The sequence below is a fragment of the Bradyrhizobium sp. AUGA SZCCT0283 genome, from assembly GCF_018130385.1.
Lineage (GTDB): Bacteria > Pseudomonadota > Alphaproteobacteria > Rhizobiales > Xanthobacteraceae > Bradyrhizobium.
The window spans coordinates 110749-123632 of record NZ_JAFCLU010000022.1; the positions used below are offsets into that span (position 1 = coordinate 110749).

General features: G+C 62.6%; 9 protein-coding genes and 1 pseudogene. 6 read left to right on the forward strand and 4 right to left on the reverse strand.

From position 1 onward, the window contains the following. Positions 1–51 precede the first annotated feature (51 nt). From JQ624_RS26695 to JQ624_RS26705, 3 genes are read left to right on the forward strand one after another with little or no spacing between them, the layout of a single operon-like run. The gene (locus JQ624_RS26695) at positions 52–1224 is read left to right on the forward strand and encodes an efflux RND transporter periplasmic adaptor subunit (protein WP_212421889.1); all 1173 of its coding nucleotides are present in this window, start codon (positions 52–54) and stop codon (positions 1222–1224) included. Continuing rightward, entirely contained in the window at positions 1221–4367 is a 3147-nt protein-coding gene (locus tag JQ624_RS26700) for a multidrug efflux RND transporter permease subunit (RefSeq protein ID WP_212421890.1), read from the forward strand. Before JQ624_RS26695 ends, JQ624_RS26700 begins: the two co-directional genes overlap by 4 nt. Positions 4368–4424: 57 nt before the next feature. After that, a complete protein-coding gene (locus tag JQ624_RS26705) occupies positions 4425–4994 on the forward strand; it encodes an invasion associated locus B family protein (protein WP_312014500.1) in 570 nt (189 codons plus the stop codon). A 109-nt stretch (positions 4995–5103) separates the two neighbouring features. On the opposite strand, the gene JQ624_RS26710 is transcribed toward JQ624_RS26705, so the two are convergent. Beyond that, on the reverse strand, positions 5104–7392 hold the full coding sequence (locus JQ624_RS26710) for an arylsulfatase (RefSeq protein WP_212421892.1): 2289 nt from the start codon (positions 7390–7392) through the stop codon (positions 5104–5106). Between the two features lie 142 nt (positions 7393–7534). Between JQ624_RS26710 and JQ624_RS26715 the strand changes: the two genes are divergently transcribed. Together JQ624_RS26715 and JQ624_RS26720 are read left to right on the forward strand one after the other, a co-directional pair. Beyond that, positions 7535–8239, forward strand: a complete 705-nt coding sequence (locus JQ624_RS26715; RefSeq protein ID WP_212421893.1) for a TetR/AcrR family transcriptional regulator — start codon at positions 7535–7537, stop codon at positions 8237–8239. A gap of 636 nt (positions 8240–8875) precedes the next feature. Then, positions 8876–9418, forward strand: a pseudogene (locus tag JQ624_RS26720) (transposase); the annotation flags it as partial. 317 nt (positions 9419–9735) lie between these two features. Here JQ624_RS26720 and JQ624_RS26725 read toward each other — a convergent pair. Next, positions 9736–9894, reverse strand: a complete 159-nt coding sequence (locus JQ624_RS26725; protein WP_212421894.1) for a hypothetical protein — start codon at positions 9892–9894, stop codon at positions 9736–9738. Between the two features lie 1342 nt (positions 9895–11236). Between JQ624_RS26725 and JQ624_RS26730 the strand changes: the two genes are divergently transcribed. Beyond that, complete coding sequence (locus JQ624_RS26730; protein WP_249130092.1) at positions 11237–11623, forward strand: hypothetical protein; 387 nt, start codon at positions 11237–11239, stop codon at positions 11621–11623. 6 nt (positions 11624–11629) lie between these two features. On the opposite strand, the gene JQ624_RS26735 is transcribed toward JQ624_RS26730, so the two are convergent. Next, the gene (locus JQ624_RS26735; RefSeq protein ID WP_212421895.1) at positions 11630–11935 is read right to left on the reverse strand and encodes a hypothetical protein; all 306 of its coding nucleotides are present in this window, start codon (positions 11933–11935) and stop codon (positions 11630–11632) included. Between the two features lie 405 nt (positions 11936–12340). Then, the coding region (locus JQ624_RS26740) for a transposase (protein WP_212421896.1) at positions 12341–12884 on the reverse strand (544 nt) is incomplete at its 5' end.

A 12884-nucleotide genomic window follows, 5' to 3' on the forward strand; every position in this document is an offset into this window, starting at 1 on the left:
GCCGACATTATATCGGCAATGCTGGGGACTTCCTTCAATTCATGAGCTGCCATGTCGAGATCGCGCGCCATCCGTTGGGTTTTGCTCACCGTAGCGATCGCTGCGCTGGGCTATTTGGGCTGGCAGCGATTCCAGGGCGAGGATCATCAGGCGCAAGCTGAAGCCCAAAAGCGCGTGCCTGCCCGCGCCGCCGTCCCGGTGCGGACCACCGTGGTCGAAAAGGCTGATTTTCCTGTCTTCCTGACCGGCCTCGGCACCGTGCAAGGCTTCAACACCGTCGTAGTCCGCACCCGCGTCGACGGTCAGATCAACCGGATCGCGTTTCAGGAGGGCCAGTTCGTTCGCGAAGGCGACACGCTGGTCGAGATTGATCCTCGGCCGTTCCAGGCAGCCCTCGATCAAGCCAAGGCCAAGAAAGCCCAGGACGAAGCCAACCTTGCCAACGCCAGCCTCGACCTGCAGCGCTTTACCAAGCTCGGCGAATTCGCGACCCGGCAACAGACCGATACGCAACGCTCGACCGTCGCGCAACTGACGGCACAAATTCAGGCTGATACGGCGCTGATCGAAAACGCCCAGACCCAGCTCGATTACGCCACCGTCAAGGCGCCGATCTCCGGTATCGTCGGGCTCCGCCAGGTCGATGTCGGCAATATCGTCAACGCCGTGACGCAGACCGGGATCGTGACCATCGCCCAGATCGAGCCGATCGCGGTGATCTTCACCGCGCCGGAAGACCGGCTGCCGGATATCAAGGCCGCGCTGGCCGCCGGTTCTCCCAAGACGATCGCGCTCTCCACCGACGGCAAGCGGGTGCTTTCGACCGGCACGCTTTCGCTGATCAACAACCAGGTCGACACGTCGAGCGGCACCGTCAGGCTCAAGGCCGTGTTCGATAACAAGGATCATGCGCTGTGGCCGGGCCAGTCGGTTTCAACCCGGCTGCTGATTGCGACGCTGAAGGACGCCACCGTTGTTCCCGACGACGCCGTTCAGCATGGCCCCAATGGCCTTTACGCCTACACGGTCAACAAGGAGAGCAAGGCCGAACTCCGCAGGATCAGGGTGACGCGCGCGATCGATGGCCGCTCCGTGGTCGACGAAGGGTTGTCGCCCGGCGAGCAGGTGATCACGGCGGGCCAGTTCAAGGTTCAGCCGGGCACGCTGGTGACGACCGCGGTCGCCAGTTCGGATCAAACTCTGGCCAAGGTCACCAGCGAATGAGCGAAGGAATCTCCGCACCCTTCATTCGCTATCCGATCGGCACCTCGCTGATGATGGCCGGCATCCTGTTCGTCGGCCTCGTCGCCTATCCGCTGCTGCCGGTCGCCCCCCTGCCGCAGGTCGACTTCCCGACCATCCAGGTCTCCGCCTCGCTGCCCGGCGGCAGCCCGGAAACCATGGCCTCGTCGGTGGCCCAGCCGCTGGAGCGCCAGCTTGCGCAGATTCCCGGCGTCGCGCAGATGACCTCGACCAGCTACCTCGGCACGGCCGCGATCACGATCCAGTTCGATCTGAACCGTCCGATTGATGCTGCGGCCAACGACGTGCAGGCCGCGATCAATGCCGCCAGCGGCCAGTTGCCGAAGAGCCTCCCCTCGCCGCCGACCTATCGCAAGGTCAACCCGGCGGACTCGCCGATCCTGCTGTTGTCGGCGACCTCGGACACGCTGCCGCTGACGACCGTGAGCGACGCCGTCGACGCCCAGCTCGCGCAGCAGATCAGCCAGATTTCCGGCGTCGCCCAGGTCATCATCGGCGGCCAGCAGAAACCCGCTATCCGCATCCAGATCGACCCGGCGAAACTCGTCGCCAAGGGCCTGTCGCTTGAAGATGTGCGGAGTCAGATCGCGATCACGACCGTCGACAGCCCGAAGGGCAATATCGATGGCGAGCGCCGCGCCTACACCATTTACGCCAACGACCAGTTGCCGAACTCAAAGGACTGGAACGACGTCATCATTGCCTACCGCAACGGCGGCCCGTTGCGAATCCGCGATATCGGCCAGGCCGTCACCGGGCCCGAGGACGCCAAGCAGGCGGCCTGGGCCAATGGCAAGCGCGGCGTGTTCCTCGTGATATTCAAGCAGCCCGGCGCCAACGTCATCGAGACCGTCGACAAGATCAAGGCGACGCTGCCGCGGCTGGTCGCGGCGATTCCACCGGCGATCAAGATCGAGGTGATCAGCGACCGCACCCAGACCATCCGAGCGGCAGTCGAGGACGTGCAATTCACCCTGCTCCTGACGATTGCGCTGGTCGTCATGGTGATCTTCATCTTCCTGCGCAGCTTCTGGGCAACCGTGATCCCGACCATCACGGTGCCGCTGGCGCTGCTCGGCGCCTGCGCGCTGATGTGGGTGTTCGGCTATACGCTCGACAATCTCTCGCTGATGGCGCTCACCATCGCCGTCGGTTTCGTGGTTGACGACGCCATCGTGATGCTGGAAAACATCACACGCTATATCGAGGAAGGCGAGAGGCCGATGGCCGCGGCCTTCAAGGGCGCCAGCGAGATCGGCTTCACCATCGTGTCGATCAGTATTTCGCTGGTCGCCGTGCTGATCCCGCTATTGCTGATGGGCGGCATCATCGGGCGGCTGTTCCGCGAATTCGCGGTGACGCTGGCGATGACCATTTTCGTCTCCATGATCGTATCGCTGACGCTGACGCCGATGATGGCCTCGCGTTTTCTGCGCGCGCATGGCGAGACCCGGCATGGCCGATTCTACCGATGGAGCGAAAGCGCTTTCGATGCGATGCTGCGCGCCTACGAGCGCGGCCTCGACCTCGCATTGCGCTGGAAACTCACGACACTGATGATCTTCTTTGCCACCCTGGGGTTGTCAGTCTATCTGTTCGTCATCATCCCAAAAGGCTTCTTTCCGCAGCAGGACAACGGCCTGATCACGGCCACCTCGGAGGCCAGCCAGGACATTTCCTTTGCTGATATGAAGCGGCATCAGGAGGAACTCGGCAAGATCGTGCAGGCCGACCCTGATGTGGCCTCGGTCGCGATGGCGATCGGCGGCAGCGGCCGCGCCGGCAACAACGGCAATCTCTTCATCACGCTGAAGCCGCGTGACGAGCGCAAGGCGACGGCGCAACAGATCATCGCCCGGCTTCGTCCGCAGCTGGAGAAGGTCGAAGGCGCCCGCCTCTATATGCAGGCGGCGCAGGACGTGCGGCTCGGCGGGCGGCCGACGCGAACCCAGTTCGAGTTCACGCTGCAGGACGCCGACCTCGCCGAGCTGAACGAATGGGCGCCGAAGATCCTGGCGAAGATGCAGACGCTGCCCGAGCTTCGCGACGTCGCCACCGACCAGCAGACCAACGGCACCACGCTGGAGCTCAAGATCAACCGCGACACCGCCTCGCGCTACGGCATCCAGCCGCAACTGATCGACGATACGCTCTATGACGCGTTCGGCCAGCGCCAGGTGACGCAGTATTTTACCCAGCTCAACACCTACAAGGTGGTGCTCGAGGTGCTGCCGGAGCTGCAGGGCAGCCTCGACACGCTGAACAAGATCTACGTGAAATCGCCCACCACCGGCGACCAGGTGCCGCTGTCGACCTTTGCCAGCTGGACCAGCGTGCCGGTTCGGCCGCTGTCGATCAGCCATCAGGGCCAGTTTCCGGCGATCACGATCAGCTTCAACCTCGCGCAAGGCGTGGCGCTGGGACAGGCCACTGACGCGGTGCAGAAGGCGATGGTCGAGCTTGGCGCGCCGACGACGCTCAATTCGAGCTTCCAGGGCACCGCGCAGGCGTTCCAGCAGTCGCTCGGCACCGTACCGCTGCTGATCCTTGCGGCGCTCGTCGTGGTGTATCTGATCCTCGGCATTCTCTACGAAAGCTACATCCACCCGATCACGATCCTGTCGACGCTGCCGTCGGCCGGCGTCGGTGCGCTCGCCATCCTGATGCTGTTCGGGTTCGATTTCAGCCTGATCGCCTTGATCGGCATCGTGCTTCTGATCGGCATCGTGAAGAAGAACGGCATCATGATGGTCGACTTCGCGATCACGGCCGAGCGCGACGAGCAGCTCGAGCCCGAGGCCGCGATCCGCAAGGCGGCGCTATTGCGTTTCCGCCCGATCATGATGACGACGATGGCGGCGCTGCTTGGCGGCGTGCCGCTGATGCTGGGCACCGGCACCGGATCGGAAATCCGCCAGCCGCTCGGCTATGCCATGGTCGGCGGCCTGATCGTCAGCCAGGCGCTGACGCTGTTCACGACGCCGGTGGTCTATCTCTATCTCGACCGGCTCTCGAACGCGTTTGCGCGATGGGGCCGTTCGTCCAATCCTAACCATGATGCGGATCTGGACGCCCACGGCCCGGTCAAGCAAGCGGCCGAATGACTTGACTTTGCGCGGGAACCGACACATCCGAAGATGGTTCTTTTCGGAGCCGGTTCAGTGAAAGTCTTAGTAAAATTTGCGGTCGCTGCCGCGGCGATATCAGGTTTGTGCGGCCATAGCCATGCGCAGGCGCCCAAGGCCAGAAACAACGCCGCGCCCGTGGCGCAGGCGACGCCGGCTCCTAACGCCGCTGCGGCCGAGGGAGCGAATACATCAGCGCCTCCCGGCTGGGTTGCGCGGTGCAGCAGCGCCAGCCGCGGCGCACCACTCGAATGCGCGATCGAGCAGAGCGCGGTTCTGACCAAGACCGGTCAGCTGATCGTGCTGATCAACATCCGCGTATCAGCCGAAACCCGCGCGCCGATCGCACTGGTGCAACTGCCGCTCGGGCTCAACCTGCCGGCCGGCGCCAAAATCCAGGTCGACGACGGCAAGACGTCCGAGCTGCAGATCCAGACCTGCGAGGCGCGCGGCTGCTACGCCAACCTCCAGATTTCGCCTGACGTGCTGGCCGCGTTGAAATCCGGCAAGCAGCTGAAGGTGTCGTTCCAGAACATGGCCAAGGAGACCATCACCATCCCGATGCCGCTGGCTGATTTCGCGACGGCGTATGAGAAGATCAAGTAAGACGGGCTCAGGTCTTGGCCCCGTCATTGCGAGGAGCGTAGCGACGAAGCAATCCATCCTTCGTTATGCCGCGCGATGGATTGCTTCGCTTCGCTCGCAATGACGGTGGCTACTGCCTAGCCATCTCCGCGGCACCCACCCCCTCGCCGTCCAGCTTCTGGTCGTCATGCATGTCGACCGTCACCTTCAGCAATCGGCCGGTGAATTCGAACGGCGCCTCGTAGTGCGAGACCGGACTGGAACGGTCGCGGCCGATGTCGAGGCCGGACCAGGAGATGAAATTGTTGAAGTCGAGCTGGGTCTGGATCGCGCCTGCCGCCTCGCCATCGATCAGAAGCGTATAGGCGGTCACGCCGGTGCGAGAGCCCTTGGCCGGCGGCTCTTTGCGCACCAGGCGCTCGACATGGACGCCGAGCCGATGCGCGCCCGGCAGCACCTTGCGGTTCGAGGTCACGATCTCATGGCCGCCGCCGATATTGAGATCGTGCACCAAGAAGCCGTCCTTGATGTAGAGGCTGTAGCCTGAGGTCGCATCGCCGTGGGCGATCAGCACGCCCTCGGCGCCCTCCTCGGCAATCTCCACATGGGCTTCGATGGTGTAGCTGCGGCTACGGACATCGGGAGCGACGTCGGTCGGCACGTGTCCCATGCCGGCGTGAAAGGTGAACTTGTTGCGTGCGCCATGGAAGCGCGCGGCGTTTTCCGCAAAGCGCGGGCCGAAGCGGTCGTCGAGCGGCAGCACGTTGTGCTTCTCGGCCTCGCTCCACCACAGCTTGATCATCGCTTCAAGCCGCTCGGGCTCCTGCGCCGCGAGATCGTCCGTTTCCGAAAAATCCTGCGCCAGGTGAAACAGCTCCCATTTGTCGTTCTCGAACGGCGTGCCCGAGGGATGGAAGGAAACCGCCTTCCAGCCGTCCTGCCAGATCCCGCGATGCCCGAACATTTCAAAGTATTGCGGCTGACATTTTGACGGCGCGGATGGATCGGCAATCGAGCGCGCAAAGCTCTCGCCTTCGAGCGGCATCTGGGCGACGCCGCCAATTTCGGCCGGCGGCGCGATGCCGATCAGGTCGAGCAAGGTCGGCGTCAGATCGCAGGCATGGACGAATTGATGGCGCACCTCGCCTTTGACGGCGATTTTCTTCGGCCAGGTCATGACGAAGGGATCGCGGATGCCGCCGCCATGGGTGTTCTGCTTGTAGCGGCGCAGCGGCGTGTTCGAGGCCATCGCCCAGCCGTGCGGAAAGTTGCTGTGCGAATCCGGTCCGCCGATATCGTCGATCCGGCGCAGCTTTTCCGCGATCGGTTCGGGACGGAAATTATATGGCCCCATCGCATTGACGAAGCCCCACGGTCCACCCTCCTGGCTGGCGCCATTATCAGACAAAACCAGGATCAGCGTGTTGTCGCGGATGCCGGCCGTATCGAGAAACGCGACCAGCCGCGCCAGATGCTGGTCGGCGTGATCGAGCATGCCGGCGAAGGCCGCCTGCAGGCGCGTGAAGACGCGCCTTTCGTCGCCGCTATGCTCTTCCCATGCCTTCACGCCGTCATTGCGTGCGGGCAATCGGGTTTCCTGCGGCACGATCCCCATCGCCTTCTGCCGCGCCATCCGCTGCTCGCGCTCGACGTCCCAGCCATGGGCGAACTTGGCGTCATAGCTCTTGATGATATCGATCGGCGCCTGGTGCGGCGCGTGGCAGGCGCCGAGCGCGACCCAGGTCAGCCAGGGAATGTCGGGCCGGTCGGCGGTGTGTTCGGCGATGAAGCGGATCGACTGGTCGATCAGGTCGGACGTCAGGTGATAGCCGTCCGCGAACGTTCCGGGAGCATCGATGTGCGTGTTGTCCGAGACAAGCTCCGGCGCGAACTGATCGGTTTCGGCGTCGAGGAAGCCATAGAAGCGATCAAAGCCGCGGCCGAGCGGCCAGCCGTCGAACGGTCCGGTGGCGCCGCTTTCGGTCAAAGGCGTGACGTGCCATTTGCCGACCATGTAATTGCGATAACCGTGCGGCCGCAGCATCTCCGCCAGCGTGCCCGCCTCGCGTGCAATCTTGCCGCGATATCCAGGGTAGCCGCTATCGAAATTGGCGAGGCAGCCGACGCCGACCGAATGATGGTTGCGCCCGGTGAGCAGCGCCGCGCGCGTCGTCGAACACATCGCCGTGGTGTGGAAGCCCGAATAGCGCAGGCCTTCGGCGGCGAGCTTGTCGATGGTCGGCGTTTTGATGGCCGAGCCGTAGCAGCCGAAATCGGAGAATCCCACATCGTCGAACAGCACGACCAGAATGTTCGGCGCGCCTTCCGGCGGCTTCGGCGCAGAGGGCCACCACGGCTTCGATCCCGCCACCGTCTTGCCGATCGTGCCGCCGAACGGTTTTGCGCTGCCTGCCGCCATGCTTTCCTCCCATTTTTTGGATGCGACCCGCGGTTGATCCGCCGGTTCGCCGGGGGCCACGGCAACGCGCGGCCTGCGCATTGCCAAAAACCATAATCCAAATTATCATTATGATTATTTCAAACGGAGACGCAAGTTCCGGATGCAGCAATCGGCCGAACTCGACCTCCCCGGCGTGACCCCGTCGCGGCAGAAGCGCAGCCGCGAAACCACGGCCGCCCTGCTCCAGGCTGGCGCGGAGATGCTGCGGACGCACAGCCTCGCGGAATTGTCGATCGAGGCGCTGTGCCGGCAGGTCGGCGCCACCGTCGGCGCCTTCTACAGCCGGTTCGAGAGCAAGGACGCCTATTTCAATGCCCTGATGGCGCTTGCGGCGCGTGACGGCGAAAGCCGGCTGTCGCGGATGAAGGAAGACAAGCGGCTGGCCGACGCGGGTCTAGCCGAGCTCAGCCGCCTCCTCGTCCGCGGCACCACCGGCTGGATACGAAACCATGAGGGCGTGCTGCGCGCAGCCCTTCAGCACGACGACACCAGGCCGGACCGATGGTCGACCTTCAAGGGGCTGGCGCGCGCCAACGTGGCGGACGCGACGCCCATCCTGCTCGGCGCCATGGGCCGGGGCAACAAGGCGGCCAAAACGCGCGCCATCGCCTTCGGCTTTCAGGTCGTGCTGGGAACGTTGGTCAACGCCATCCTCAACGATCCCGGGCCGCTATCCATTCACGACCAGGAAATGGAAGAGCGGCTCGGCCATTGCCTGCTGCTGTTGCTGCAGGCGGAGATGGCGGCGCCGACAATTCGCCGTTCGCGCGGGCGCAAAAAACAGCTTCGTCGTTCGCAGGCTTGACCCGGGAGCGCGGCAAATGCCGCCCGCAGCGACCCTGCAATTCGGCCCGAAAATGCCCCTCCTTCCGCGCTTGCCAAGGCCCGGACCGAGCGAGTAGAACGGCGCACCAGCGAAGGCGGTGATTTGAAAAAATCCCGCTCCAGCCGATTGCCCGGACATCCACCTAACATATTGATGTAACTGAGCAATTATTGGGGAATGGTGTAACGGTAGCACAACGGCTTTCGGCCTAGGCCGTTGAAATCCCTCACGTAGTTTTGCACCCCCCTACATTTTGATCCGGCTATTTCCGGCCACTTCTGAGACGTTTGCAAAACTCTTCTCGTTGTCCTCGGCGTTGAGCAGGCTAGCCAGGCGTTGCCATCCAGCCTGCTAGTCTAGAATTACCGAATGGAAACTTCTCGAAGCGGTGGAAGCTGGTCGAGCGCGCCGACTCCTTCGAGGTTCAGGACTTGGCCAGCCGAACGCGAGCCTTTGTTTATTTCTCCGACGATCCGTGGCGCTGCGTCTTCTGTCCGGGCTCCGAGCCCCCGGACGAACGCAAATCCGCGACCGCACGCCCGTGATCTTCACGGAGTCGGACACGCACGGGCCCACGCCGAATGTGGTGATGGCCGGCTTTATCGGCACGCCATCCTGCGCGGCGTTAAGCTCGTCGTCTCGGACGCCCACGAAGGCATCAAGGCCACCGTCGCCAAGGTGCTCAACGCCAGTTGGCAGCGTTGCCGCGTGCACTTCATGCGCAACGCGCTGGCGCATGCCGGCAAGAGCGGGCGACGCGTAGTCTCTGCCTTCATCGCCACCGCGTTTGCCCAGGATGATGCGGCGGCAGCCAGCGCCCAGTGGCGCCGGGTCGCCGATCAGCTCCGCCCCAAGCTGCCCAAGCTCGCTACCTTCCTGGACGAGGCCGAGACCGATGTGCTCGCTTACATGACGTTCCCGCCCCAGCATCGCACCAAGCTGCACTCGACCAACCCGATCGAGCGCCTCAACGGCGCGATCAAGCGGCGGACCGAGGTGGTCGGCATCTTCCCCAACGAGGACGCCATCGTCCGCCTCATCGGCGCGATCCTGCTCGAACAGAACGATGAATGGGCGGTCCAGCGCGCCCGGACGCTGGAAACCATCGCGCCGTTGAGCGATGATCCAATCGTCAGCCTTCCGGCTATCGCCAGCTGACCAACCCGGCTCTTGCCGGCGAACGCGGTGACCCGCCGCCAGTTACACCACGCCTGGGGACACGATCTGGCCAGGTCGGATTCCTTTTTATTTCGAATGACGTGAAATCGGACCTAGCCTGTGGGGGCGCAGATTTTTTGAGAAGGTCGCGCAACGGACGTACGAGGCAGATCTGCAAACTCAGAGGAATGGTAGTCCCAGCCTTCGGGCGTGGTGGTATAGATGTCGTAACAGCCGGTTCGCGACATCTCTGGCCTCAGAGGTTTTCCTGCGGTAGAGCAGTTCGCCGTCCTTGCACCGCGCTTTGATTGAAAAGCTCATTTCTCCTTCTTTTTCTTGTTCTTCTTGATGATTTCGGCTTGGCTCAAGGCCTGTGCCAGCGATTTCATTTGGTCGGCGACAAAGGTGTCAGCCGTGTTTGCTGCGACGCGCTCTGCGGTGGCTGCCTGCCGTCGAATTGCCTTGGCCATCTTCATGGAGGGGCAATTTCTAGCCCGCCCATGGTTCCTCGATCGTCAATCCAGACCGTTTTCATTGTTCAGCTTCCGCATCCCCAATGCGTATCTTGCGCGTTGAATCAAGCGTCCGTTCCACGTTTCGGTTTAATGCTCTCAGCGGGCCAATGCGCGCCATCATGGTCGGGCCGTTGAACTCGACGGTCAGGAGTAGACTTCAACCGCGGCCTGCCAATCTTCGAGCACCTGCTCGGCCTCGGGGACCTTCTGGATGTTCGCCGGCGTGCTGGCGCGTACTATGAACACCCCTGATCAGGACATCGTATTGACGGCCATCGAGGATGCCAGGCGCATCCTTGGGGAAGACATTGCACTCGCCCCCGCCACGCAAAGGAACGGGCACCATTCTCGATAGAGATGAGGTTTGTCCACGCCCTCGATCGAATGAAAGGCGCCAGACCCTCCACCTTGTGGAAATGGCCCACCCGGTGTCTGCAAGGCGGCCCGACGCAATCGTTCCTGTAGCTGGGTGTGATTCTTGGCAGAATTGCGCGCCTTGCCTCGCTATCTCCAGGATGCCATCGCGATCTTGCGCGACGGCAACGAACCCTCTCTTTTCGAGCCAGCGAAGTCCAAGCGCCAATTGCCTCAGGTCGTTTCCAGCGTGGCCGACTGGAAGCTTCGGGCTCGCCTCAAGACGTCTGCGGCTTGCCGTCTAATCGGCGACTCTGCTGTCTTTGATTGCTGCTGACGCATCGCGACTCCACCCACACTAGGCCAATTAAAATCCCGCGCCGCTCCCCAGTCTATCCGGCATCAGCTCAACCGGCCGGCACTGCCACTCGGTTCATTAGCCAGATGGCATATTCAGACGGGAGGGTAATCTTGGCAGAATTGGGCGCATGCCAGACGAGAAGTTTACCTTTGGAGAGATGCGGGAGTTGGGTGCCTCAGGCGTCGTCGTGTTCTGCAGCGACTATCGCTGCGCTCATTCCGTGAAGCTCTCAACCGATTGCTGGCCAGACCATCTACGGCTGTCGGATATCGAAAGTCTGTTCGTCTGCCAGGTTTGCGGCAACCGCGGTGCTGACGTTCGGCCGGACTTTAGTGGTTTGGGAAGAAAGGCCGTCCCCGAGCAACCAAGGACGGCCTAAGAGGCCGCAACTGGCCAATCCGGTGTCGCAAAAGACGGCCCGCGAGCAAGCAGGAATCGTTCGCTCGGCTAGCCAAGCACCTCGCGACCTTGGCGTCAGAAGTAAAACGCGCGATTGCGGAAAACACCAGCAAGGAACAAGGTTGAGACGCATTCGCCGGTCTTTGCCACTTTTTCCCGTAGTAATACGGAGAAGACCAGAACCAGCTTGTGAATCCGGATCAAGAGAACTTCAATCTTGATCAGGGGCAAATTTCATATCAGCGCGTAGTTCTCAAGACCCCAGCAAAACCCCGCTCGGCGGTACCTAGCGGGGTTTTATTTTGGCGTCCCATGGCGTGGTTCAAGCGGTTCTACGATCCGATTATCCTGCCGGACGGGCGCAAGCTGCTGACTTATCGCGACGCCGCCGAATACATCACTGCGCTGCCGAAAGCCGAGCGCGATGCCGCCGACTGGCAAGTCGCTATGGAAACGCTGTTGCTAGCTGCCGAACGTGACGGGCCGGAAATGCTGGCGCGGATCGCGGTCAAGCGGGCGCTGAACCGTCGAGCGGAGCGGCCGTTTCCTCCGCCTACGAAGCCTGCGAAAGCCTAGACACGGTCACCTTGTAGACGACAGCTCTTGTCGCAACAGACGTTCCCATTCTCCGCCGCGATAAGCCAAGATCAACGGCATCGTGCCGTCCGTCCATATGACGTCAAGAACCCGAAAGCTTTTGAGGTGGCCATGCCGCCAGACATTGAGACCGTTGGGCCGTTCCTGCTTGGCAGGGATAAACTCAATCGAAACTTGCTCGACCTGATGGATCAGCATTTCCACACCATCGCGGCTCTTGCTGGCGGTGCCCTTGGCCTTCACCAAATCGAGCGCCAGCTTGAACGCAGCAAGTGATTCCCTGTCCCACATGGCTGATTAAGTGTGGGAAAAAGCGGCAACTTCAAGGTTTTGGCGGGCGCCCAAGGAGCAGTGCATCGCCTCATGTTGGGGGCGGAAAGGCTGGGTACCGATTTAGGATGCTCTTCAGGGAGATTCCACATTCGTCGGGCCTACGTCGGGCGCGTCTGGCGTCTGATCGCATCGCTCGGTAATCTCGGCGGCTTTCTCGATCAGTGCAGCCGAGACCTTTGGGTCTGAGACCGTCTTAGCAAATTTGAGAAGCAGCGCTGCTTGTTTAGAACCTCCCTGCCAACCGCCACAACTACACTCCCCAAATATCAGGCACGCCCGGCCTGAGGGTCGTTCCGGATCGTGTCCCCAGGCGTGGTGTAACTGGCGGCGGGTCACCGCGTTCGCCGGCAAGAGCCGGGTTGGTCAGCTGGCGATAGCCGGAAGGCTGACGATTGGATCATCGCTCAACGGCGCGATGGTTTCCAGCGTCCGGGCGCGCTGGACCGCCCATTCATCGTTCTGTTCGAGCAGGATCGCGCCGATGAGGCGGACGATGGCGTCCTCGTTGGGGAAGATGCCGACCACCTCGGTCCGCCGCTTGATCGCGCCGTTGAGGCGCTCGATCGGGTTGGTCGAGTGCAGCTTGGTGCGATGCTGGGGCGGGAACGTCATGTAAGCGAGCACATCGGTCTCGGCCTCGTCCAGGAAGGTAGCGAGCTTGGGCAGCTTGGGGCGGAGCTGATCGGCGACCCGGCGCCACTGGGCGCTGGCTGCCGCCGCATCATCCTGGGCAAACGCGGTGGCGATGAAGGCAGAGACTACGCGTCGCCCGCTCTTGCCGGCATGCGCCAGCGCGTTGCGCATGAAGTGCACGCGGCAACGCTGCCAACTGGCGTTGAGCACCTTGGCGACGGTGGCCTTGATGCCTTCGTGGGCGTCCGAGACGACGAGCTTAACGCCGCGCAGG